This window comes from Streptomyces sp. f51 (assembly GCF_037940415.1).
Lineage (GTDB): Bacteria > Actinomycetota > Actinomycetes > Streptomycetales > Streptomycetaceae > Streptomyces.
Genome location: NZ_CP149798.1, coordinates 3,676,529 through 3,700,805 on the forward strand (window position 1 = coordinate 3,676,529; position 24,277 = coordinate 3,700,805).

Genomic DNA, 24,277 nt, shown 5'->3' on the forward strand with positions numbered 1-24,277 from the left:
AGTCCACCCGTCCCGGCGCCGCACGTCGAGCGGATTGAACCGCCACGGACCCGCGGGCCGTGCGGGTCCCGCCCCTCGTGGTGTGCCGGTCTTGCGTGAGTCGGGTTGCCCGTGCCGGCCGGGTACACCACGCTGAGCCCCGGGCACGAGGACGACCGGCGAGCCCGGATCGCGCACCGATGAGTTTCCCGCGCCGTGCCGGTCCACACGCCGGACACCCACGGACGGAAGGCTGGGCCATGCGGAAACTGATCTACGGCATGAACCTGACCCTGGACGGCTACATCGCCGCGCCCGGCGACGACATCGGCTGGAGCGTGCCGAGCGACGAACTGTTCCAGTTCTGGTCCGACCAATTGCGGGCGACGGACCTGTCGCTGTACGGGCGCAAGCTGTGGCAGACGATGAGCTCCCACTGGCCGACCGCCGACCAGCAGCCCGGCGTCACCTCGGCGGAGATCGAGTTCGCACGCCGCTGGCGGGACATGGCGAAGGTGGTGTTCTCCTCGACGACCGACACGGTGGACTGGAACACCCGTCTGGTCACCGGCGACGCGGTCGCCGAGATCACCCGGCTCAAGGCAGAGGATGGCGGCCCCATGGACATCGGTGGCGCGACGCTCGCCGCGGCGGCCATGCGGGCCGGGCTGATCGACGAGTACGTGCTGGCCACCGCGCCGGTCCTGGCGGGCGGCGGCACGCCGTTCTTCACCGCGCTGGACAACTGGGTGAACCTGAACCTGGTGGAGACACGGACCTTGCCCGGCGGAGTGATCCTGACCAGATACGAGACGAGGCGCTGAGTGCCCCGTCCCGGAGTCGATCAGGTCTGTGCCATGTCCACGAAGCGTGAGTAGTGGCCCTGGAAGGCCACCGTGATCGTCGCCGTCGGGCCGTTACGGTGCTTGCCGACGATGATGTCGGCCTCACCGGCGCGGGGGGACTCCTTCTCGTACGCGTCCTCGCGGTGGAGCAGGATGACCATGTCCGCGTCCTGCTCGATCGAGCCGGACTCACGCAGGTCGGAGACCATCGGCTTCTTGTCCGTACGCTGCTCGGGGCCACGGTTGAGCTGCGACAGCGCGATCACCGGCAGTTCCAGCTCCTTGGCCAGCAGCTTCAGGTTTCGCGACATGTCGGAGACCTCCTGCTGGCGGCTCTCGGAACGCTTGCCGCCGGACTGCATCAGCTGGAGGTAGTCGATGACCACGAGCTTGAGGTCGGCACGCTGCTTGAGACGGCGGCACTTGGCGCGGATCTCCATCATCGACAGGTTCGGGGAGTCGTCGATGTAGAGGGGGGCGGCCGAGACGTCCGGCATACGACGGGCGAGCCGGGTCCAGTCCTCGTCCGTCATCGTGCCGGACCGCATGTGGTGCAGCGCCACGCGGGCCTCGGCGGACAGCAGGCGCATCGCGATCTCGTTGCGGCCCATTTCGAGCGAGAAGATCACACTGGGCATGTTGTGCTTGATCGAGCAGGCGCGGGCGAAGTCCAGCGCCAGCGTCGACTTACCCATGGCGGGACGGGCCGCGATAATGATCATCTGGCCGGGGTGCAGACCGTTGGTGAGCGAGTCGAGGTCGGTGAAGCCGGTCGGAACACCGGTCATCTCCCCCGAACGCGATCCGATCGCCTCGATCTCGTCGAGCGCGCCCTCCATGATGTCGCCGAGCGGCAGATAGTCCTCGGTGGTGCGCTGCTCGGTGACCGCGTAGATCTCGGCCTGGGCGCTGTTGACGATCTCGTCCACGTCGCCGTCGGCCGCGTATCCCATCTGGGTGATCCGCGTGCCGGCCTCGACCAGGCGGCGCAGGACCGCGCGCTCGTGCACGATCTCCGCGTAGTACTCGGCGTTCGCCGCGGTCGGGACCGTCTGGACCAGCGTGTGCAGATACGGGGCGCCGCCGACCTTGGTGATCTCGCCGCGCTTGGTGAGCTCGGCCGCGACCGTGATGGGGTCGGCCGGCTCGCCCTTCGCGTACAGGTCGAGGATCGCGCCGTAGATGGTCTCGTGCGCGGGCCGGTAGAAGTCGTGGCCCTTGAGCACCTCGACGACGTCGGCGATGGCGTCCTTCGACAGGAGCATGCCACCGAGCACGGACTGCTCGGCGTCGAGGTCCTGCGGCGGCACCCGCTCGAACGACGAACCGCCGCTCTCCCAGGAATCGCTGTCCCGGTCGTGCTGCTCGTCGCGGCCTCGGCCTCCGTTCCCGCGCCGTCGGGACGAGGGCAGACGATCACTGGGGCCACTCTCCGCCCAGGGGTCGTCCAAGGGCTCGGAAATAGTCACCGAGCCACCTCCTCCCGTCCGCGGAGCGGACCTAGCAGTGCCCTTAATTTCTACGGCACGGCACTGACAAGTGAGCGGCCCGACTCCGCATCTCACGCGTCGGTTTTGCGAGCTTTCCGAGGCCGGAGAAGAGAACGGGCGCCGCACCACGTTAGGCCCGCGGGCACCGTCAGCCAATCTGGTTATCCACAGGCCATGTGGACGACGGCCCCGATGCTGTGGAGAACTCCGCGAAACCTGTGCACGACCCGGTGGACAGCCCTGTGAACAAGCCCTCAGGCCTTCTGAAGAACAGGCTCTGACCTGGCATTTTCCCATCCACCGGCTGTGCAGAAGAAAAACTTCCCCAGCCGGATCAAGATCGCCTCGAACAGTGCGCCAGAACACACCCCGCACGCACGGAAGTAAGGGTCCTTCGCCTTTTGCATCTCTTACCTGTGGAAGATTAGATTGATGCCCATGACACAGGCTCCCGTGGCACCCAGGGCCACCCGGCACCGGCACGACCGAGAGATCGTGGCACTGGCCGTTCCGGCGTTCGGCGCGCTCGTGGCCGAGCCTCTCTTCGTGCTGGCCGACAGTGCCATCGTCGGCCATCTCGGGACCGCGCAGCTGGCCGGTCTCGGCGTCGCCTCGGCCCTCCTCATGACAGCCGTGGGAGTCTTCGTCTTCCTCGCGTACGCCACGACGGCAGCGGTCGCCCGCAGGGTCGGCGCCGGAGATCTGCGGGCCGCGATCCGCCAGGGCATGGACGGAATCTGGCTCGCGCTGCTCATCGGCGTTGCCGTGATCGCCCTCGCCCTGCCCACCGCACCCGCACTCATGGAGGTGTTCGGCGCCTCCGACGCCGCCGCCCCGTACGCGACGACGTATCTGCGGATCTCGGTGCTCGGCATCCCCGCCATGCTCGTCGTGCTGGCCGCCACGGGAATCCTCCGGGGACTCCAGGACACGAAGACTCCGCTGTACGTCGCCGTCGGGGGATTCGTCGCCAACGCGGTGCTCAACGCCACCCTCGTCTACGGCGCGGATCTCGGCATCGCCGGCTCCGCCTGGGGCACGGTCATCGCCCAGTGCGGCATGGCCGCTGTCTATCTCCACGTCGTCCTGCGCGGAGCGCGGAAGCACGGCGCCCCCCTGCGGCCGGACGCGGCCGGCATCCGAGCCTGCGCCCAGGCCGGCACCCCCCTGCTCGTCCGAACGCTGTCGCTCAGGGCGATCCTCCTGATCGCCACGGCGGTGGCCGCCCGGCTCGGGGACGCCGACATGGCCGCCCACCAGATCATCCTGTCGCTGTGGAGTCTGCTCGCCTTCGCGCTCGACGCCATCGCCATCGCGGGGCAGGCCATCATCGGGCGCTACCTCGGCGCGGACGACGCCCCTGGCGCCCGTGAGGCTTGCCGGCGCATGGTGCAGTGGGGGCTCGCCACCGGACTCGTACTCGGTCTCCTGGTCATCGCCGCTCGCCCCCTCTTCCTTCCGCTGTTCAGCGGCGACCCGGGTGTGCAGAACGCCGCGCTGCCGGCCCTGGTGATGGTGGCCGTCTCGCAGCCGATCTGCGGGATCGTCTTCGTCCTGGACGGCGTGCTGATGGGCGCGGGGGACGGTCCGTACCTGGCCTGGGCCATGCTGCTCACCCTGGCGGTGTTCGCCCCGGCAGCGCTGCTCGTTCCCGTTCTCGGCGGAGGGCTGACCGCTCTCTGGGGCGCGATGACGCTGATGATGGCGATGCGGATGCTGACCCTGTGGCTACGCTCCCGCTCGGGCCGCTGGATTGTCACCGGCGCGACCCGCTGACGTACCGCGCCCCCGCTGACGTAGGCCGAACGCTTCAGGACCGCGCACCCCACTGACGTACACGGGCCGTTTCACGGGAAACAAGGCGCCGGTTTCACGTGAAACGGCCGTCCCGTCTGGGAACACCCACGCCACGCGCCCAGGGAACTCCCGCCCTCACGCGTCCAGGACAAGCAGAAGGGCCGCACCCCGAGGGGTGCGGCCCTTCCTCTCAGCTATGCCGAGTGCTGCACTCAGGCAGCGACAACCTCGATGCTGACCTTCGCGGCAACCTCGGGGTGCAGACGCACGGACGTCTCGTGGGCGCCCAGGGTCTTGATGGGCGAGCCCAGCTCGATGCGGCGCTTGTCGACCTCGGGGCCACCGGAAGCCTTGATCGCCGAAGCGACGTCGGCCGGGGTGACGGAACCGAAGAGACGACCGGCGTCGCCGGAGCGGACGGCCAGACGGACCTTGACACCTTCGAGGCGGGCCTTGATCTCGTTGGCCTGCTCGATGGTCGCGATCTCGTGGATCTTGCGAGCACGACGAATCTGCTCGACGTCCTTCTCGCCACCCTTGGTCCAGCGGATCGCGAAGTTCCGCGGGATCAGGTAGTTGCGAGCGTAGCCGTCCTTGACGTCGACGACTTCGCCGGCGGCACCGAGGCCGGAGACCTCGTGGGTAAGGATGATCTTCATGTGTCGGTCACCCTTCCTTTATCGCGCGGTGGACGTGTAGGGCAGCAGCGCCATCTCACGGCTGTTCTTCACAGCCGTGGCGACGTCACGCTGGTGCTGCGTGCAGTTGCCGGTCACGCGGCGGGCACGGATCTTGCCGCGGTCGGAAATGAACTTCCGCAGCATGTTCGTGTCCTTGTAGTCCACGTACGTGACCTTGTCCTTGCAGAATGCGCAGACCTTCTTCTTCGGCTTGCGCACAGGCGGCTTCGCCATGGTGTATCTCCTGTGTGATCAAGAAGTGGGAGTACGGCCCACCCTCGGCCCTGAGGCCTAGAAGGGGGGCTCGTCCGAGTAGCCGCCGCCGGAGCCGCCGGAGCTTCCGCCCCAGCCGCCACCGCCACCGCCGCCGCCCTGGTTGCCACCGGCGGGAGCGCCGGTCGCCCAGGGATCGTTGGTCGGAGCGCCGCCGCCCTGCTGGGCACCGCCGGAGCCTTCGCCCCAGCCGCCGCCCTGCTGGCCGCCGCCACTGCCGCCGCCGTATCCGCCCTGACCGCCGCGGCCCGTGGTCTTGGTGACCTTGGCCGTGGCGTTCTTCAGGCTGGCGCCGACTTCCTCTACGTCCAGTTCGTAGACCGTGCGCTTGACGCCCTGGTTGTCCTCGTAGGACCGCTGCTTCAGGCGGCCCTGCACGATGACGCGCATGCCGCGCTGGAGCGACTCGGCGACGTTCTCAGCCGCCTGACGCCAGACCGAGCAGGTCAGGAACAGGCTCTCGCCGTCCTTCCACTCATTGGTCTGACGGTCGAAGGTGCGGGGGGTGGACGCGACACGGAACTTCGCGACCGCCGCACCGGAAGGGGTGAAGCGCAGCTCGGGGTCGTCGACAAGATTGCCGACGACCGTGATGACGGTCTCGCCTGCCATGGGGGAACCTCTCGGCGGGTTTGCTGCTGGCTGCTGGTACTACTCGATGCCCGAGATCAGCTGAGCTGGGAAGCTCAGTGGGTCTCGGGACGGAGGACCTTGGTCCGGAGGACCGACTCGTTCAGGTTCATCTGGCGGTCGAGCTCCTTGACGACCGCAGGCTCGGCCTGAAGGTCGATGACCGAGTAGATGCCCTCGGGCTTCTTCTTGATCTCGTACGAGAGACGACGACGGCCCCAGGTGTCGACCTTCTCCACCTTTCCGGCGCCCTCACGGACGACGGAGAGGAAGTTCTCGATCAGGGGGGCGACAGCGCGCTCCTCCAGATCGGGGTCGAGGATGACCATCACTTCGTAGTGACGCATGTGGAACCCACCTCCTTTGGACTCAGCGGCCACGGTCGTTCCGTGGCAGGAGGGTTGTGATGCGTACGCAACGGTATCGGCCGCCACTGACAACGGGCCCGCCGATCGGTGAATCGAGCGGCAATCCCTGTCGTGACCTGGCCTTGAGCCTGGGCAGACACCGGTGCAGAGGGTACAGACTACCTGCACACCCGCTTCCGGTTGAAATCCGACCGGGTTGGCCGTCAATCTGTACACATCGGGTGTGTACGGCGCTACCATGCGCCGCCTTCCGCAGGAGGTGCCTTATGGCACAGACAATGCGTCCCACCACCACCGGCTCACTCTTCGCCACGGACGGCAAGCCTCATCCGCTCCAGGACACCCTGCTCGTGGTGACCCTGGTGTGCGGAGTCCTGGCCTTCGTCACGTCGATGTTCCACAGCCTGCATCTGCTCAGCTCGTGGGCCGGTCTGGTCGGGATCCTCGCCGGTGCCTACGGCCAGTTCATCTCCGAGACGACCCGGGAACGCTTCGGACTGATCGTCGGGCTCGGTCTCTCGGGCGTCGGTTTCTACCTCGGTCTGGCCCACGGGGGCCTCTTCGGCGGCGTGATCTGAGCCTCGCGGGCGGTGTGATCTGAGTCGAACGTCCGTTTTCCCCTGACCTCGGGGCGTCCCGCACCGCGCCCCCGGGTCCCAGGTTCCATACGGCCATTCGGGGCGCTCGCAGGGCGCAGTAGGCTTCGGCGCGAGAGCCGGAGCCCTTGTACCCATGGGGACACACCAGCCCGAGGAGCGCCCCGAATGAGCCTGACCCTGAGGACCATCAGCCGAGAGCAGCATCTGGCATACATCCAGAGCCTGCCCGCGGCCAGCCACATGCAGGTCCCCGCATGGGCGGACGTGAAGGCGGAGTGGCGCTCCGAGAGCCTCGGATGGTTCGACGAGAAGACCGGCCAGATCGTCGGCGCGGGTCTGGTGCTCTACCGCCAGCTGCCCAAGATCAAGCGCTACCTCGCCTATCTGCCCGAGGGCCCGGTCATCAACTGGTTCGCGCCGAACCTCGACGACTGGCTCCAGCCGATGCTCGCGCACCTCAAGCACCAGGGCGCCTTCTCCGTGAAGATGGGCCCGCCCGTGATCATCCGGCGCTGGGAGGCCACGTCCATCAAGGGCGGCATCCAGAACCCGGACGTGAAGCGCCTGCGCGACATCGAGGCCGACTTCATCGAGCCGCGCGCCTTCGAGGTCGCCGACAAGCTGCGCCGCATGGGCTGGCAGCAGGGCGAGGACGGCGGTGCCGGCTTCGGCGACGTCCAGCCCCGCTACGTCTTCCAGGTGCCGCTGGCCAATCGTTCCCTCGAAGAGGTCCACAGGAACTTCAACCAGCTGTGGCGCCGCAACATCAAGAAGGCCGAGAAGGCCGGCGTCGAGGTCGTCCAGGGCGGTTACCAGGACCTGGAGGAGTGGCAGCGGCTCTACGAGATCACCGCGGTCCGTGACCACTTCCGGCCGCGCCCGCTCTCGTACTTCCAGCGCATGTGGACGGCTCTCAACACCGAGGACCCCAACCGCATGCGGCTCTACTTCGCGCGGCACGAGGGCGTGAACCTCTCGGCGGCGACGATGCTCGTCGTCGGCGGGCACGTCTGGTACTCCTACGGCGCCTCGGACAACATCGGGCGCGAGGTGCGGCCCTCGAACGCGATGCAGTGGCGCATGCTGCGCGACGCGTACGCGCTCGGAGCCACCGTCTACGACCTGCGCGGCATCTCGGACTCGCTGGACGAGACCGACCACCTCTTCGGTCTGATCCAGTTCAAGGTGGGCACGGGCGGAGAGGCCGCCGAGTACCTCGGCGAGTGGGACTTCCCGCTGAACAAGCTGCTCCACAAGGCTCTCGACATGTACATGTCCCGCCGCTGAGCCGTCCGGAACCGCTTCCCGGGCCGCCGCTCCGCCCCGAATCGCATCCCGGGCCGCCGAACCGGCCCGGGACAGCCCCATCGGCCCCGCGAATCAGCGACAATTCCTTTTCATACCCCTGATACACCGCAGCCACGAGAAAGGTTCCGGGACCGGCCATGGCGCTCACGCTCTACGTCGACACCGCGCGCTGGCGGGCACACCACAAGCAGGTGTCCGAGCAGTTTCCGGGGCTCGTCCCCGTCTGCAAGGGCAACGGCTACGGCTTCGGCCACGAACGGCTCGCGGACGAGGCCACCCGCCTGGGTTCGGACATCCTCGCCGTCGGCACCACGTACGAGGCCGCCCGGATCAAGGACTGGTTCGGCGGCGATCTGCTGGTCCTGACGCCGTTCAGGCGCGGCGAGGAGCCCGTACCGCTGCCCGACCGCGTCATCCGCTCCGTGTCGTCCATCGACGGCGTGTACGGCCTCGTGGGCGCCCGTGTCGTCATCGAGGTGATGTCCTCGATGAAGCGGCACGGCGTCAGCGAGGACGACCTGCCGCATCTGCACTCCGCCATCGAGAACGTCCGCCTGGAGGGCTTCGCGATCCACCTGCCGCTGGACCGCACCGACGGCTCGGACGCCGTCGAGGAGGTCATCGGCTGGATGGACCGCCTGCGCGCCGCCCGGCTGCCGCTGCACACCATGTTCGTCAGCCACCTCAAGGCCGACGAACTCCGGCGCCTCCAGCAGCAGTTCCCGCAGACCCACTTCCGCGCCCGCATCGGGACGCGCCTGTGGCTGGGGGATCACGAGGCCACCGAGTACCGCGGGGCCGTCCTGGACGTCACGCGCGTCTCCAAGGGCGACCGCTTCGGTTACCGCCAGCAGAAGGCGGCCTCGGACGGCTGGCTCGTGGTCGTGGCGGGCGGCACGTCGCACGGCGTGGGCCTGGAGGCCCCCAAGGCCCTGCACGGCGTCATGCCGCGCGCCAAGGGCGTCGCCCGCGCCGGCCTCGCGACGGTCAACCGGAACCTTTCTCCGTTCGTCTGGGCGGGCAAGCAGCGCTGGTTCGCCGAGCCCCCGCACATGCAGGTCTCGATCCTCTTCGTGCCCCACGACGCCACCGAGCCCAAGGTCGGCGACGAGCTGGTGGCCCATCTGCGGCACACCACCACGCAGTTCGACCGGGTCGTCGAGCGCTGAGCCCGGCTCCGGCGCGCTCCGGAGCAGCGAGAAGGCCGTACACGGACACCGTGTACGGCCTTTCGTCTGTCACTCGGGCGCCCTGTTCGCTCAGAGCGAACGCTCTCCGGGCGCCGGGTGCTCGCTCCAGCCGTCCCGGGGAATCCCGTCGAAGTGAGCCGCGTGCCGCGGCGGATGCGCGGCGGGGCCGAGGACGAAGACGTCCTCCGCGCCGTCGAGGATCCCTCCCGAGGGATCGTCGTCGCCCGCGCGCCGCACCACGTCGTGCTCCGGCAGGAAGATGTCCCGCACGACCACCGCGCACAGGTACAGCGTCCCCAGCAGATGGACGGCGATGGCGACCTGGTAGCCGTCGGTCGGCAGACCCTTGTGGGCGTCGCCGCTGGTCGTGTACGCGAGGTACATCCAGATGCCGAGGAAGTACGCGACCTCGCAGGCCTGCCAGATCAGGAAGTCACGCCAGCGCGGCCGGGCCAGCACCGCGAGCGGCACCAGCCAGAGCACGTACTGCGGCGAGTAGACCTTGTTCGTGAGGATGAAGGCCGCGACGATCAGGAAGGCGAGCTGGGCGAAGCGGGGCCGGCGGGGGGCGGCGAGCGCGACGGCACTCAGCCCCGCGCAGATGATCACCATCAGGACCAGCGCCCAGGTGTTGGCCGTGTCGGGCGTGATCGCGATCTTCAGCCACTGCGAGACGAACAGGAAGACCGAACCGAAGTCGACGCCGCGGTCGTGGCTGAAGCTGTAGAACTTCGCCCAGCCCTCGGGCGCGAGGTACATGACGGGCAGGTTCACGGCCAGCCAGGCCCCGACGGCACCGAGCAGCGCCGTACCGAACTCCCGCCACCTGCCGGTGCGCCAGCACAGCAGGAAGAGCGGCCCGAGGAGCAGGAACGGGTAGAACTTGGCGGCCGTGGCGAGCCCGATCAGCACACCGAAGGCCAGGGCGCGTCCGCGGGACCACATGAGCATCGCGGCGGCCAGCAGGGCCACGGCGAGGAGATCCCAGTTGATCGTGGCCGTGAGCGCGAAGGCGGGCGCCAGGGCGACCAGGAGGCCGTCCCAGGGGCGACGGCGGTGGGTGCGGGCGGTGCATACGGCGATGACCGCCGCGCACGCCATCAGCATCCCCGCGTTGACCATCCAGTAGACCTGCTCCTGGTGCTGGATGCTCCCGCCGCCCGGGGTGAGCCAGGCCGCGACCTCCATGAACACACCGGTCAGCACCGGGTATTCGAGGTAGTCCATGTCGCCGGGGATCTTGTCGAAGTACGGCACGAGGCCGTCGGCGAAACCTCGTCCCTGGTAGAGGTGCGGGATGTCCGAGTAGCACGCGTGCGTGTACTGCGAGCTGGCTCCGAAGAACCACCCGCCGTCGTAGCAGGGCAGCTTCTGGACCATCCCGAGGGCGAACATGCCGATCATCACCAGGGCGACGACCCGTACGGGAGTCCACCAGGACGTCCCGAGGAGGGCCCGCCTCCCGATGGGCCCGCCGATCAGCTCACTGCCGCCGGCGGCGACCTCGTCATCCCTGGTCGGCCGCACCAGCTCCGGCTCGTGAACGCTCGCTCGCGTCGTCTCTGCACTGGGCATGCCGCACATCCTGCCGTACGTGTCTGAGAACCGAGGCAGGTATGACCCCGGAAACGGCTTCGCGCGTGCTCCCCGGAGGGCGCACGCGCGAAGGGTGGTCTCGGACCGTCAGCCGCCGCCTCCGAAGAGGCCGCCGTTGCCGTTGCCGTTGCCTCTGGTGGTACCGGTGCTGGACGTCGCCGACGGCGTGCTGTCCGTCGCCGTCGGCGACGAGGTCACACCACCGTCCGTGCCGCCGTTGTCGGTACCGCCGTTGTTGTTGTTGCAGTTCCAGTCGAACTTCCTGCACGTCGAACTCGGCGAGGGCGAGGGGGACGTCAGCGTCGCGCTGGGGGTCGGGCTCGGGCTCTCGGTCACGCTCTCGGAGGCCGACGGCGTCGGCGACGGGCTCGGCGCGTCGTTGAGGACCGTGCCGATGTCCGTGGGCACCGGGAAGGACTCCGGCTTCTCGCCCTGGAGCGCGACCATCATGTAGTCCCGCCAGATCTGGGACGGGAACGAGGCACCGTGGATGGTCTTCTCGCCACCCGTGCCGTACATCTGGAGGAACTCGCGGTTCTTGTTGCTCTCGTTGTCGTCCAGGCGGTACATGCCGATCGCCGTGGACAGCTGCGGGGTGTAGCCGACGAACCAGGCCGACTTGTTGCCGTCGGTGGTACCGGTCTTGCCCGCCACCTCACGGCCCGGAAGCTGGGCGTTGGTGCCGGTGCCCTTCTCGACCACGGTCTTGAGGACGTCGGTGACGTTGTCGGCGACGGCCGGGGTGAAGGCCTCCACGGTCTTCGCGATCCGGTCGTGCTGGAAGACGTTGCCGTCCTTGTTGGTGACCTTCTCGACCGAGTACGGGTCCCGCTGCTTGCCGCTGGCCGCGAAGGTGGCGTACGCCCCGGCCATACGGATCGCGCTCGGGGAGGAGGTGCCCAGGGAGAACGACGGGAACCTGGAGCTCGCGAGGCTCGACTCCTTGATGCCGGCGCGCAGGACGGAGTCCTTCACCTTGTCCAGGCCCACGTCCATGCCCAGCTGGACATAGGCGGAGTTGACGGACTCGCGCATGGCCTCACGCAGGTCGATCTGGTACGTGGGCGGGTTGAGGGACTGGCCGCCGTCGTTCGTCTGGAGCCACTCCTTGCCCTTGTCGTCCGTCCAGTCGGTCCCGTTGTAGTCCTTGATCTTGAGCTTGTTCTTGCCGCTGTACAGGCTCTTGGGCGACGCGATGGTGCGTTCGTCCTGCGCCTGCTCCGGACCTCCCTTGGGGTCCCTGACACCCCAGGTCATGGCCGCCGCCAGGACGAAGGGCTTGAAGGTCGAACCCACCTGGGCGCCGGTCTGGTCGGCGTTGTCGGTGAAGTGCTTGGTCGCGTCCAGACCGCCGTAGATGGCCTCGATGGCACCGGTGCTCGGGTCGACGGAGGCACCGCCGAACTGGACGTACTTGTCGTTGTTCGGGCGCAGCTTGGGCTTGATGTTGGCCTTCTGCACCTTCTTCACCGCGGCCTCGAGCGCCGCGACCTTCGTCTTGTCGAAGGTCGTGTGAATCTGGTAGCCGCCCTGACGGAGCTTGGTCTCGGTGATCCCGGTCTTGTCGCTGTTCTTGATCAGGTACGTGTTGGCCAGGTCGACCAGGTAGCCGACCTGCCCGCTCAGCGCCGCGTTGGAGCGCGGTGACTGGGTCTTGGGGAACGTCGTGTACTTGGCCCGGACCGCGGCGCTCAGCCGGCCGTCCTTGACCTCCTCGTTGAGGATCCAGTGCCAGCGGGACTCGGCACGCGCGCGGTTCTTCTCCGCCGTGGCGTTGACCGGGTCGATCCCGGGGGCGCCGGCGGGGTCGTAGTACGTGGCGCCCTTGAGGACGGAGGCCAGGAGCGCGCACTGGCTGGGGTCCAGCTTCGTGGCGTCCTTGTTGAAGTAGGCGTGGGCGGCGGCCTGGATACCGTAGGCGTTACGCCCGTAGTACGCGGAGTTCAGGTAGCCGGCCATGATGTCTTCCTTGGGCACCTTGGCCCCGACCTTGATCGAGACGAAGAGCTCCTTGAGCTTGCGGGAGATCGTCTGCGACTGGTCCTCGAGCATCGCGTTCTTCACGTACTGCTGGGTGATGGTGGAGCCACCCTGCGTCTGGCCGCCCTTGGCCATGTTCACGAAGGCGCGGGCGATACCCATCGGGTCGACGCCGCTGTCGGTCTCGAACGTCTTGTTCTCGGCCGACATCACCGCCCACCGCATCTCCTTGGGGATCTGCGCGTAGCCGATGATCTGACGGTTGGCCTCGCCGCCCGTGGCGACCATCTCGGTGCCGTCGGCGTAGTAGTAGACGTTGTTCTGGGCCTTGGCGGTCTTGCCGATGTCCGGGATGCCCACCAGGGCGTACCCGACACCGGCGGCCACGACCAGGCTGCCGGTGAAGCCGATGAACAGGCCGGTCACGAGCTTCCAGGACGGCACCCAGCGCGCGGCGCCGAAGCGGCCCGCGCGCGGGTAGTCGATGATGCGCTTTCTGGCGGGCTCGGGGGCGCGGCCTCGGCCACGCCCCGGACCACCCGGTCCCTGGGGACCACCGCGCCGGCCGCCCCCTCCTCCTCCGGGACCGCCGTGGCCCGCGCCGTCGGCGGCTCTGCGCCGGCCGCCGCCGTTCCCGCGCTGCGTGGCGCGCCGGGCCTCGGCACGACTGCCGAACGGGGTCTCTTCACCCCCCGGGCCATACGGATCGGAAGGAGACCCGGTGGCGTCTCGCGGTGCATCGCGGTGGCCTGCGGACGGGCCGGGCTGCGGCTGGCCGCGCCGGGCCGCGGCACGTCCGCCGCCCTGCGGCTGCGGCGGTTTGCGACGGTGCTCGCTCATCGAACGATTACTCCTCGGGCAGGCGCACCTTTGCGCGCCTGGAAACGGCGGCTGGTTTCCGGTCCCCCCGAAGTACGGATGCGGTCGATCGCGCATTCACCCGTACTGCACCAAAGACGTTGACGTACTCAGACGTCACTCGGTTCCCGGTGGTTGTCCATCCCGCACAGAGTACGCACCGTCAAAACACACCTAGGGCCGAAGTTCACCCCAAATCAGGCAACTTGCTTCGTATGAATCGGTGATGTGACGCCGTTCACTCTGCTCCCTCTTGTCGCATCCGCAGCGCCGTTCTATCGTGCTGATGTATCGAGTCGATACATCAGCACGGCATAAAGGCCGCGCCGACGAGGCAGCGACAGGGAGGAGGCGACGATGAGCCGGCGTGCCGGGATCCTCGAGTTCGCCGTACTCGGCCTGCTCCGCGAGTCCCCGATGCACGGCTATGAGCTGCGCAAACGACTCAATACGTCACTGGGTGTGTTCCGTGCCTTCAGCTACGGAACGCTCTACCCGTGCCTCAAGACGCTGGTCACCAACGGCTGGTTGATCGAGGAAGCAGGATCCACACCCGAAGACGCCCTGACGGCAACGCTGGCGGGACGTCGAGCCAAGATCGTCTACCGATTGACGGCGGAAGGTAAGGATCACTTCGAGGAGCTTCTCGCGCAGACGGGGCCCGACGCGTACGAGGACGAGCACTTCGCTGCTCGCTTCGCGTTCTTCGGGCAGACGTCACGCGATGTACGCATGCGCGTACTGGAAGGTCGCCGCAGCCGTCTGGAGGAGCGCCTCGAGAAGATGCGCGCCTCGCTGGCGCGCACCCGAGAGCGCCTCGACGACTACACGCTTGAGCTCCAGCGCCACGGAATGGAGTCCGTGGAGCGCGAAGTGCGCTGGCTGAACGAGCTCATCGAGAGCGAGCGGGCCGGCCGGGACGTCCAACGTCCCGGGTTCGAAGGCTCCGCTCAGCAGGACAATTCATCTGGAGAGACGGGCGGCCTGCCCCGGCACCGGGACAGCCCCCGGCCGGATCCGTCCGACGACACCGCCACGTGAGACCCCGCTCGGGGTTTCACCGATAGACACAGGGAGCAACCGGAATGGGTTCGGTTCGCGTAGCCATCGTCGGCGTGGGCAACTGCGCCGCCTCGCTGGTTCAGGGCGTCGAGTACTACAAGGACGCCGACCCGGCGACCAAGGTGCCCGGCCTGATGCACGTCCAGTTCGGCGACTACCACGTCGGTGACGTCGAGTTCGTCGCCGCGTTCGACGTCGACGCGAAGAAGGTCGGCCTCGACCTCTCCGACGCCATCGGTGCCAGCGAGAACAACACCATCAAGATCTGCGACGTCCCGAACAAGGGCGTCACGGTCCAGCGCGGTCACACCCTGGACGGTCTCGGTAAGTACTACCGCATGACCATCGAGGAGTCCGCCGAGGCGCCGGTCGACGTCGTCCAGATCCTCAAGGACAAGCAGGTCGACGTCCTCGTCTGCTACCTGCCCGTCGGTTCCGAGGCCGCGGCGAAGTTCTACGCCCAGTGCGCCATCGACGCCAAGGTCGCCTTCGTCAACGCCCTCCCGGTCTTCATCGCCGGCACCAAGGAGTGGGCGGACAAGTTCACCGAGGCCGGCGTCCCGATCGTCGGCGACGACATCAAGTCGCAGGTCGGCGCGACCATCACGCACCGCGTGATGGCCAAGCTGTTCGAGGACCGCGGTGTCCGTCTCGAGCGCACCATGCAGCTCAACGTCGGCGGCAACATGGACTTCAAGAACATGCTCGAGCGCGACCGCCTCGAGTCCAAGAAGATCTCGAAGACGCAGGCCGTCACCTCGCAGATCCCCGACCGTGAGCTGGGCGAGAAGAACGTCCACATCGGTCCCTCGGACTACGTGGCCTGGCTCGACGACCGCAAGTGGGCGTACGTCCGCCTCGAGGGCCGTGCCTTCGGCGACGTCCCGCTGAACCTGGAGTACAAGCTCGAGGTCTGGGACTCCCCGAACTCGGCCGGTGTCATCATCGACGCCGTGCGCGCCGCGAAGATCGCCAAGGACCGCGGTATCGGCGGCCCGATCCTCTCCGCGTCGAGCTACTTCATGAAGTCCCCGCCGGTCCAGTACTTCGACGACGAGGCCTTCGCCAACGTCGAGAAGTTCATCAAGGGCGAGGTCGAGCGCTAAGCACGATTCCGTGCTCGCTGCTGAGGAGGGTCCCCGGGCTTACTGCCCGGGGACCCTCCTCGTATGTGAGGGTGTGACCCATGGCCGTCGTGCGTGACCTGCGCGTCCTCCTGCGCTTCCAGGGATTCAGACGCCTGCTCGGTGTGCGGCTGCTGTCCCAGGGCGCCGACGGCGTCTATCAGATCGCGCTGGCCACCTACGTGGTCTTCTCTCCGGAGAAGCAGACCTCGGCGGCCTCGATCGCCTCCGCGATGGCGGTGCTGCTCCTCCCGTACTCCCTGATCGGCCCCTTCGCGGGCGTCCTGCTGGACCGATGGCGGCGCCGGCAGGTTTTCCTGTACGGCAATCTGCTGCGCTCGGCGCTGGCGTGCGGGACGGCCGTCCTGATCCTGAGCCGGACGCCCGACTGGCTCTTCTACACCTCCGCGCTCTGTGTCACCGCCGTCAACCGCTTCGTCCTGGCCGGCCTGTCCGCCGCGCTGCCCCGCGTCGTCGACACGGACCGGCTGGTGCTGGCCAACTCCCTCTCCCCGACCGCCGGAACCCTCGCGGCCACCGCGGGCGCGGCACTCGCGTTCGTCGTACGGCTGGCGGTCGCGGACTCCGACGCGGCGGTGGTCCTCGTGGGAGCGGGGCTGTATCTGTGCGCGGCACTCGCCTCGCTGCGTATCGCCCCGGAGACCCTCGGGCCCGACCGGGATCTCGTCCGCCCGTACGTGGGCACGGCCCTCGCGGGGACCGCGCGCGGGCTCGCCGCGGGCGTACGCCATCTGGCGGAGCCCCCGCGGCGGGAGGCGGCCTGGGCTCTGATGGCGATGACCCTGATGCGCTTCTGCTACGGCGCCCTGACGGTCATGGTGCTGATGCTCTGCCGCTACGCGTGGGCGTCCGGCTCGGACGGCGGGCTCGCGCTCCTGGGGCTGGCCGTGGGTGTCTCCGGGGCCGGATTCTTCGTCGCGGCCGTGGTGACACCCTGGGCGGTCGGACGACTGAGCCCCGGCCGGTGGATCGCGGTCTGTGCCGGCGCCGCGGCGGCCCTGGTCCCCGCGCTCTGCCTTCCGTTCGCCCCCGCCCCCACACTGGGCGCCGCGTTCCTGCTGGGTGTGACCACACAGGGCGCGAAGATCGCCACGGACACCATCGTGCAGTCCGCCGTCGACGACGGCTTCCGCGGCCGGATCTTCTCCGTCTACGACGTCCTGTTCAACGTCGCCTTCGTCGGAGCGGCCGCAGTGGCCGCGCTGATGCTGCCTCCTGACGGACGGTCTGTTGCGCTCGTCCTCACGGTGGCGGCTGTGTACGCCTCAATTGCGGCCGCTATGGCCCGCTTTGAGCTCCAGTAAGTGTCACATCAGTGCCACAGAGCCACTTCTGACACCTGCGTTGTCACAGGGTCCCGATAACTTACGTGCGTCTTACTTTCGACGTACGCATCTATGTTCCAGGGGGAACCCACGTGACAACTCCGCCGCCTCAGGGTCAGAACCCGTTCGCGCAGGGCCAGCCGCCTCAGGGTCAGGCGCCGTTCGGTCAGCAGCCCCCGCAGCCCTACCCGCCCCACCCGGGCCAGCCCGGATTCCCCCAGCAGCCGACCGCCGGCTTCGCCCCGGTCCCGCCGCAGCGCCCGAAGCGCCCGATCAAGCAGTACGTGCGCGGCGGCATCGCGGTCGTCGCCCTCATAGTCGCCGGCGTCACCTGGTTCGCGGGCCGGCACGACGCGGACACCGCCAAGGTCGGCGACTGCATGAGCATCAGCAACCCGGAGAGCTCCACGAAGCCGGGCCTGAAGGTCGTGGACTGCGGCGACTCGAAGGCCAGGTTCAAGGTCGCGCAGAAGAAGTCCGACAGCTCCGGCTGCGACCGCACCAAGTACGCCGAGTACACCCAGACGGGCGGCAGCAGCGACTTCACGCTCTGCCTGGAGGAGCTCGCCGCCAAGTAGGACCGCGCAGACCCGAAGGGGCGGTGTTTCACGTGAAACACCGCCCCTCGCGTTGTCCGGCGTCAATGTTTCACGTGAAACATGACGACCGGCCACGTCTCAGCCCTGCTCGGACCACCACTCCTTGAGTGCCGCCACCGCGGCGTCGCGCTCCATCGGGCCGTTCTCCAGCCGCAGCTCCAGCAGGAACTTGTAGGCCTGGCCGATCGCGGGGCCGGGGCCGATGCCCAGGATCTCCATGATCTCGTTGCCGTCGAGGTCGGGGCGGATCGCGTCGAGCTCTTCCTGCTCCTTGAGCTGGGCGATGCGGTCCTCCAGCCCGTCATAGGCACGGGAGAGCGCGGTCGCCCTGCGCTTGTTGCGGGTGGTGCAGTCGGAGCGGGTCAGCTTGTGGAGACGGTCGAGCAGCGGGCCCGCGTCTCGCACATAGCGGCGGACGGCGGAGTCCGTCCATTCGCCGGTTCCGTACCCGTGGAAGCGCAGATGCAGTTCGACCAGACGTGAGACGTCCTTGACGAGGTCGTTCGAGTATTTGAGCGCCGTCATGCGCTTCTTGGTCATCTTGGCGCCCACCATCTCGTGGTGGTGGAAGGAGACCCGCCCGTCCGTCTCGAAGCGGCGCGTCCGCGGCTTGCCGATGTCGTGGAGCAGCGCGGCAAGCCTGAGGGTCAGGTCGGGCCCGTTCTCCTCCAGCGCCATCGCCTGTTCCAGCACGATCAGCGTGTGCTCGTAGACGTCCTTGTGCCGGTGGTGCTCGTCGCGCTCCAGTCGCAGCGCGGGAAGCTCGGGAAGGACGTGCTCGGCGAGCCCTGTGTCCACCAGGAGCGTCAGGCCCTTGCGCGGATGCGCGGACCGGATCAGCTTGTTCAGTTCGTCCCGCACCCGCTCGGCGGAGACGATCTCGATACGCCCCGCCATGTCCGTCATGGCGGCGACGACCTCGGGGGCCACCTCGAAGTCGAGCTGCGCGGCGAACCGTGCGGCCCGCATCATCCGCAGCGGATCGTCGGAGAAGGACGCCTCCGGGGTGCCAGGGGTCCGCAGAACCCGCGCGGCGAGGTCCTCCAGACCGCCGTACGGGTCGATGAACTCCTTCTGCGGCAGCGCGACGGCCATCGCGTTCACCGTGAAGTCCCGGCGCACGAGATCTTCCTCGATGGAGTCGCCGTAGGAGACCTCCGGCTTGCGCGAGGTCCGGTCGTACGCCTCGGAGCGGTACGTCGTGATCTCGATCTGGAACGACTGCTCCACGTCGCCCACGCGGGCGTCCTTCTGGGCCCCGACGGTGCCGAAGGCGATCCCGACCTCCCACAGGGCGTCCGCCCAGGGCCGGACGATCTTGAGTACGTCCTCGGGACGGGCGTCCGTCGTGAAGTCCAGGTCGTTGCCGAGCCGACCGAGGAGCGCGTCCCGGACCGAGCCGCCGACCAGGGCGAGTGAGAACCCGGCCTCCTGGAAACGGCGGGCGAGCTCGTCGGCGACAGGAGACACCCGCAGCAGTTCACTCACCGCTCGGCGCTGCACCTGGCTCAGGGCACTGGAATTGTCTTCGTTGGCGTTCGGCACAACAGAAAAGGGTACGTGGCCGCGGCCACGGGGGGCGCATGGATAAATCCCACACTCGTGCCCTCAACTTTTCCCCGGCAGAATAGGCGTACATACAGGACAGTCGGCTCTGATCCCTGATCTTGTGGACCACTCCGCGGCACTTACTCTCAGCGCACCTCGTTACCATGCGTGGACGCACATTCCGACGACCACTGACGACGACGAGGGACGGGCGAGCGCGTGGCCGAGGCGGCAGACTTCCAAGGGACGAGTCCCTCACCTGCCCGCCGGTGGCTCCGGCGCAGCGGTGCACTGCTGGCCGGGGCGCCGCTGCTGGCCGGGCTGCTCCAGCTGCCCCTGAGCACGCCCTCCCAGGCCGCGGAGAAGGCCTCCGTGGCCGCCGCGGGGTCGTCCGGCCCGGTGGACGTCCATCTCGACTCACTGAGCCCCAGCGCCCCCACGGACGGCGACACGGTCACGGTCTCGGGCTCGGTCACCAACACGGGCAAGCAGACGGTCACGGACGCCCACGTGGGCATCCGCGTGGGCCCGTCCCTGAACACCCGCTCCGCCATCGACACGGCGGCGCGGCGCGGCAGCTTCCAGCCGGGCCTCGACCCGCTGGAGGTGGGGGGCAAGTACGTCGCGCAGGTCGCCAGGCTCGCCGCCGGCAGCTCGCAGAACTTCAGCATCTCGGTCCCCGTCAAGGAACTCGACCTCGGCGCCGACGGGGTCTACCAGCTCGGCGTGTCGCTGACCGGCCGGACCACCGCGCAGTCGTGGGACCAGGTCCTGGGCATCAAGCGCACGTTCCTGCCCTGGCAGCCCGACGCGGCGGACACGAAGACGAAGACGACCTACCTCTGGCCGCTCATCTCCACCGCCCACCTCACGGCGGAGACCGGTTCCGACGCGCAGCAGACGCCCGTCTTCAAGAACGACGACCTGGCCAAGGAGATCTCCCCGGGCGGACGCCTGGACCAGATGTTGTCGCTGGGCAGCCAGCTCGACGTCACCTGGGTCCTCGACCCGGACCTGCTGGCCTCCGTCGACTTCATGCGGGGCGGCTACCGGGTCCAGCAGGAAAACGGCACGACCGTCGCCGGCAGGAACCAGGCGGTGGCCAATGCCTGGCTCGACAAGCTGGAGAAGACGGTCCACGGCCAGAGCGTCGTCGCCCTCCCCTTCGCCGATCCCGACCTCGCGTCGCTCGCCCACCACGGCAAGGACGTCACCGGTTCCCTGAGTCACCTCAAGGACGCGACCGATGTGGCGGCCGGCACGGTGGAGACGATCGTCCATGTGAAGCCGAACACGGAGTTCGCCTGGCCCGCGGACGGCGCGGTGGACCCGTCGATCGTCAAGGTGGCCACGTCGGCCGGCGCCGACAAGGTGATCGCCCGCAGCGACAGCCTGCGCGAGACGGGCGGACTGTCCTACACGCCGAGTGCCGCCCGCCCCATCGGCGGCGGAACCACCGCGGTGGTCGCGGACGAGCGGCTGTCGACCGCGTTCCAGGGCGACATGATGAAGGCGGACGACTCCACGCTCGCCGTCCAGAAGTTCCTCGCGCAGAGCCTGATGATCAATCTTCAGGAGTCGAAGAACGAGCGCAGCATCGTCGTCGCTCCGCAGCGGATGCCCACGGCGAGCCAGGCGCAGTCCATGGCCGAGGGCCTGCGCGCGCTCCAGCAGGGGAACTGGTCGCAGTCCCAGACACTGATCGAGGCCGCCAAGGCCAAGCCGGACCCCGGCGCCACCACGAAGGTGCCGCCCGCGTCCGCGTACCCCTCGTCGCTGCGCCACCGGGAACTTCCGCGCTCGGCGTTCGAGAGGATCCAGGCGACCCAGGCCAAGCTCGACAAGTTCCGGATGATCCTGAGCGACGAGGCCCGGGTGGTCACGCCCTTCGGACGCGCCATAGACCGCGGGATGTCGTCGTCCTGGCGCGGCCGGGCCGGTGAGGCGGCGGACTTCCGGCAGGGCGTGGAGACGTACCTCGACGGACTGACGGGCCTGGTCCATCTCATCCAGAAGTCGGACGCCAAGCTCTCCGGGCGCAGCGCGACGATCCCCGTGACCGTCCAGAACAACCTCGTGCAGGGCGTCGGCCATCTGGTGCTGCGCCTCACCTCGCAGCAGCCCACCCGACTCAAGATCGGCAACGGCCCGTACGACGAGCGGACGATCCAGGTCGCGGGCGAGCACAGCCAGTCGGTCAAGTTCACGACGTCCACCCAGGCCAACGGCCCGGTGCAGGTCGTCGCCCAGCTCTACACGGAGGACGGGCAGCCGTACGGCGACCCGGTTCCCTTCGAGGTGAAGGTCACCGAGATCACCTCCACCGTGATGCTCGTCATCGGCGGCGGCGTCCTTCTTCTCGTCCTCGCCGGTTTCCGGATGTACACGCAGCGTAAGCGCGCCGCGGCCCGGCAGGCCGAGGAGGACACGGAGAACGGTCCCGAGGCAGGGGGTGGGAGCGCGGACACGGAAGGCACCGTGGACACTGACTCCACCGACGACTCCGCGGCCGGATCCGAACGGGCTTCCGACCAGGGGTCCGGGGCAGACGACCCGGAGCAGCCGAGTGACCCGACACCGGACACCGCACCGGAAAGCGCCGACCCTTCGGACACGGGTGAGAGAGTGGACCGTTGAGCGATGTCGTGGCCGGTGGGCCCGGGGACGATGAGGTGGGGTAACCATGAACGCGCCGTACGACGGTGACCGCGGCCAGGGCGCGGGATCCTCGGGCTACCCCGAGGACCACCCGGGCCGTGACGCGGGCCGCTCCGGCCACCCCGAGGGCACGCCGGAGGCCGCTCCGATGCCCCAGGGGTCTCCCGCGGACATGTACCTCCAGGACGCCTACGACCAGGATCCGTACCGCGCTCAGGACCTCTCGGCCCAGGACCCGGTGGCCGAGGCGTTCTACGACCGTGCCGCGCACCCTCCGCCGGCGCCCGGAACGTACGCCCCCCAGCAGCCGCTGTACGCGCAGCCGCCCGCTTCGCAGTACGCGCCCGACCCCCGGCTTTGGGCCCAGACCCCGCCTCCGGAGCCGTCGGGACCGACGCGGCACCTGCCGTACGGCGACGACGCCCGGACCACCCAGTACGTGGGGGTGGACGATCTGGTGACCCAGGCCGGGGAGGAACAGCATGAGCCCGACGCCTTCGCTCATCTCTTCCGCGACCAGCAGCAGGGCGGCGTCCGTCACGCCTACGCCTCTTCCGGCCCCGCCGCGGTCCCCGCGCCCGCCCCGGAGCCGGCTCCGGCCGCCGTCCAGCCGCCCGCTGCCGCTCAGGCGAAGTCCGGCGGCCGTGCCTCCGGCTTGCTGAAGTCGAGCGCCGTGATGGCGGCGGGCACGCTGGTGTCCCGTCTCACCGGCTTCGTACGGACCATGATCATCACCGCGGCTCTGGGTGCCGCGACGCTCGGTGACGCCTGGACCGTCGCGTACACCCTGCCGACGATGATCTACATCCTGACCGTCGGCGGCGGTCTCAACTCGGTCTTCGTGCCCCAGCTGGTGCGCTCCATGAAGGAGGACGACGACGGGGGCGAGGCCTACGCCAACCGCCTCCTGACGCTCGTCATGGTCGCCCTCGGTGTGATCGTCACCGCCGCGGTCTTCATCGCGCCGCTGCTGATCCAGCTGATGTCGAACTCCATCGCGAGCGACCCGGCGTCCAACAACGTGGCCGTCACCTTCGCCCGGTACTGCCTGCCCACGATCTTCTTCATGGGCGTCCACGTGGTGATGGGCCAGATCCTCAACGCCCGCGGCAAGTTCGGCGCGATGATGTGGACCCCGGTCCTGAACAACATCGTCATGATCTTCACCTTCGGCATGTTCCTGTGGGTCTACGGAACCTCCCGGCACTCCGGCATGACGGTGAACAACATCCCGCCGGACGGCCTCCGCCTCCTCGGCATCGGCACGCTGCTCGGCCTGGTCGTGCAGGCCACGGCGATGGTGCCGTATCTGCGCGAGGCCGGTTTCCGGTTCCGTCCGCGCTTCGACTGGCGGGGCCACGGCCTCGGCAAGGCCGTCAAGCTCGCCAAGTGGACCGTGCTCTTCGTCCTCGCCAACCAGGCCGGCGTCCTCGTCGTCACCCAGCTGGCCACTGCCGCGGGCAAGGCCTCGGGCAAGGACGGGGCGGGCATCCTGGCCTACGCCAACGCCCAGCTGATCTGGGGCATGCCGCAGGCCATCATCACGGTCTCCGTCATGGCGGCCATGCTGCCGCGGATCTCGCGAGCGGCCCACGACGGTGACCCGGGCGCCGTCCGGGACGACATCTCGCAGGGTCTGCGGACCTCGGCGGTCGCGATCGTCCCGGTGGCCTTCATGTTCGTCGCCCTGGGCATCCCCATGTGCACCCTGCTCTTCGGCTCCAGCGGCATCGCCGCCGCCGAGTCCCAGGGCTACGTCCTCATGGCCTTCGCCCTCGGCCTGATCCCGTTCTCGGTGCAGTACGTGGTCCTGCGTGGCTTCTACGCCTACGAGGACACCCGCACCCCCTTCTACAACACGGTCATCGTGGCCGGCGTCAACGCGGCCGCCTCGGCCATCTGTTACGTGATCCTGCCCGCGCAGTGGGCGGTCGTCGGCATGGCCGGCGCCTACGGACTCGCGTACGCGGTCGGCGTCGGAGTGGCCTGGCAGCGGCTGCGCAAGCGGCTCGGCGGCGATCTGGACGGCGACCGCGTGCTGCGCACCTACGCGCGCCTGTGCCTGGCCTCCGTCCCTGGCGCCGTGGTGGGCGGCGCCGTAGGCTTCGCGATCACCCGTGTACTCGGGCACGGCGTGATCGGTTCGATCGCGGCGCTCGTCATCGGATCGATCGCCCTGCTCGGAGTCTTCTACGTCGCCGCGCGCAAGATGCGCATCGAAGAACTCAACTCAATGGTCGGGATGGTCCGCGGGCGTCTGGGGCGCTGAGGCGGGGGTACGCGCACAACCATCGTCCGTCGCCGTGTGTCGTGCATAGCGCCGGACTGTGGGCACAATTGGTTTCTG

The 24,277-nt window shown here is 68.6% G+C and carries 19 protein-coding genes; 11 read left to right on the plus strand and 8 right to left on the minus strand.

From position 1 onward, the window contains the following. The first annotated feature begins 239 nt into the window (after positions 1 to 239). Positions 240 to 803, plus strand: coding sequence for a dihydrofolate reductase family protein (locus WJM95_RS16100; RefSeq protein ID WP_339130425.1), 564 nt, complete (start codon positions 240 to 242; stop codon positions 801 to 803). A 20-nt stretch (positions 804 to 823) separates the two neighbouring features. Here WJM95_RS16100 and dnaB read toward each other — a convergent pair whose 3' ends face one another. Further along, positions 824 to 2,293: a replicative DNA helicase gene (dnaB, locus tag WJM95_RS16105; RefSeq protein ID WP_339130426.1), complete on the minus strand. Its 1,470-nt coding sequence runs from the start codon at positions 2,291 to 2,293 to the stop codon at positions 824 to 826. 453 nt (positions 2,294 to 2,746) lie between these two features. Between dnaB and WJM95_RS16110 the strand changes: the two genes are divergently transcribed. After that, the gene (locus tag WJM95_RS16110; protein WP_339130427.1) at positions 2,747 to 4,090 is read left to right on the plus strand and encodes an MATE family efflux transporter; all 1,344 of its coding nucleotides are present in this window, start codon (positions 2,747 to 2,749) and stop codon (positions 4,088 to 4,090) included. 233 nt (positions 4,091 to 4,323) lie between these two features. On the opposite strand, the gene rplI is transcribed toward WJM95_RS16110, so the two are convergent. From rplI to rpsF, 4 genes are all read right to left on the minus strand, one after another. Further along, positions 4,324 to 4,770: a 50S ribosomal protein L9 gene (gene rplI / locus WJM95_RS16115; RefSeq protein WP_328450525.1), complete on the minus strand. Its 447-nt coding sequence runs from the start codon at positions 4,768 to 4,770 to the stop codon at positions 4,324 to 4,326. Positions 4,771 to 4,788: 18 nt separating this feature from the next. Then, entirely contained in the window at positions 4,789 to 5,025 is a 237-nt protein-coding gene (gene rpsR, locus WJM95_RS16120; protein WP_003949403.1) for a 30S ribosomal protein S18, read from the minus strand. Between the two features lie 57 nt (positions 5,026 to 5,082). After that, on the minus strand, positions 5,083 to 5,676 hold the full coding sequence (locus WJM95_RS16125; RefSeq protein ID WP_339130428.1) for a single-stranded DNA-binding protein: 594 nt from the start codon (positions 5,674 to 5,676) through the stop codon (positions 5,083 to 5,085). Positions 5,677 to 5,750: 74 nt separating this feature from the next. Further along, positions 5,751 to 6,041, minus strand: coding sequence for a 30S ribosomal protein S6 (rpsF, locus tag WJM95_RS16130; RefSeq protein WP_037615007.1), 291 nt, complete (start codon positions 6,039 to 6,041; stop codon positions 5,751 to 5,753). Positions 6,042 to 6,328: 287 nt separating this feature from the next. On the opposite strand from rpsF, the gene WJM95_RS16135 reads away from it, so the two are divergent. The 3 genes from WJM95_RS16135 to WJM95_RS16145 all read left to right on the plus strand — a co-directional run bounded on the left by WJM95_RS16135 (position 6,329) and on the right by WJM95_RS16145 (position 9,138). Next, positions 6,329 to 6,640, plus strand: coding sequence for a hypothetical protein (locus WJM95_RS16135; RefSeq protein ID WP_339130429.1), 312 nt, complete (start codon positions 6,329 to 6,331; stop codon positions 6,638 to 6,640). A gap of 186 nt (positions 6,641 to 6,826) precedes the next feature. After that, positions 6,827 to 7,948, plus strand: a complete 1,122-nt coding sequence (locus WJM95_RS16140; RefSeq protein ID WP_339130430.1) for a peptidoglycan bridge formation glycyltransferase FemA/FemB family protein — start codon at positions 6,827 to 6,829, stop codon at positions 7,946 to 7,948. Between the two features lie 158 nt (positions 7,949 to 8,106). Further along, positions 8,107 to 9,138, plus strand: coding sequence for an alanine racemase (locus WJM95_RS16145; protein ID WP_339130431.1), 1,032 nt, complete (start codon positions 8,107 to 8,109; stop codon positions 9,136 to 9,138). A 90-nt stretch (positions 9,139 to 9,228) separates the two neighbouring features. Here the strand turns inward: WJM95_RS16145 and WJM95_RS16150 are convergent, their stop codons facing one another. Together WJM95_RS16150 and WJM95_RS16155 are read right to left on the minus strand one after the other, a co-directional pair. Further along, entirely contained in the window at positions 9,229 to 10,743 is a 1,515-nt protein-coding gene (locus WJM95_RS16150) for a glycosyltransferase 87 family protein (RefSeq protein WP_339130432.1), read from the minus strand. Between the two features lie 99 nt (positions 10,744 to 10,842). After that, positions 10,843 to 13,575, minus strand: coding sequence for a transglycosylase domain-containing protein (locus WJM95_RS16155; RefSeq protein ID WP_339130433.1), 2,733 nt, complete (start codon positions 13,573 to 13,575; stop codon positions 10,843 to 10,845). Between the two features lie 375 nt (positions 13,576 to 13,950). On the opposite strand from WJM95_RS16155, the gene WJM95_RS16160 reads away from it, so the two are divergent. The 4 genes from WJM95_RS16160 (at position 13,951) to WJM95_RS16175 (ending at position 17,703) form a co-directional block, all read left to right on the plus strand. Then, positions 13,951 to 14,634 carry a PadR family transcriptional regulator gene (locus WJM95_RS16160; RefSeq protein WP_339130434.1) on the plus strand — a complete coding sequence of 228 codons (684 nt, stop codon included), beginning with the start codon at positions 13,951 to 13,953 and terminating at the stop codon, positions 14,632 to 14,634. A 44-nt stretch (positions 14,635 to 14,678) separates the two neighbouring features. Continuing rightward, on the plus strand, positions 14,679 to 15,761 hold the full coding sequence (locus tag WJM95_RS16165; RefSeq protein ID WP_339130435.1) for an inositol-3-phosphate synthase: 1,083 nt from the start codon (positions 14,679 to 14,681) through the stop codon (positions 15,759 to 15,761). 80 nt (positions 15,762 to 15,841) lie between these two features. After that, the gene (locus tag WJM95_RS16170; RefSeq protein ID WP_339130436.1) at positions 15,842 to 17,104 is read left to right on the plus strand and encodes an MFS transporter; all 1,263 of its coding nucleotides are present in this window, start codon (positions 15,842 to 15,844) and stop codon (positions 17,102 to 17,104) included. A 113-nt stretch (positions 17,105 to 17,217) separates the two neighbouring features. Next, on the plus strand, positions 17,218 to 17,703 hold the full coding sequence (locus tag WJM95_RS16175; protein ID WP_339130437.1) for a hypothetical protein: 486 nt from the start codon (positions 17,218 to 17,220) through the stop codon (positions 17,701 to 17,703). A 99-nt stretch (positions 17,704 to 17,802) separates the two neighbouring features. On the opposite strand, the gene WJM95_RS16180 is transcribed toward WJM95_RS16175, so the two are convergent. Beyond that, positions 17,803 to 19,269: a CCA tRNA nucleotidyltransferase gene (locus WJM95_RS16180; protein ID WP_339130438.1), complete on the minus strand. Its 1,467-nt coding sequence runs from the start codon at positions 19,267 to 19,269 to the stop codon at positions 17,803 to 17,805. A 222-nt stretch (positions 19,270 to 19,491) separates the two neighbouring features. Here WJM95_RS16180 and WJM95_RS16185 point away from each other — a divergent pair, with 222 nt between their 5' ends. Together WJM95_RS16185 and murJ are read left to right on the plus strand one after the other, a co-directional pair. Continuing rightward, entirely contained in the window at positions 19,492 to 21,909 is a 2,418-nt protein-coding gene (locus tag WJM95_RS16185; RefSeq protein ID WP_339130439.1) for a DUF6049 family protein, read from the plus strand. A gap of 46 nt (positions 21,910 to 21,955) precedes the next feature. After that, a complete protein-coding gene (gene murJ, locus WJM95_RS16190; protein ID WP_339130440.1) occupies positions 21,956 to 24,199 on the plus strand; it encodes a murein biosynthesis integral membrane protein MurJ in 2,244 nt (747 codons plus the stop codon). Positions 24,200 to 24,277 lie beyond the last annotated feature (78 nt).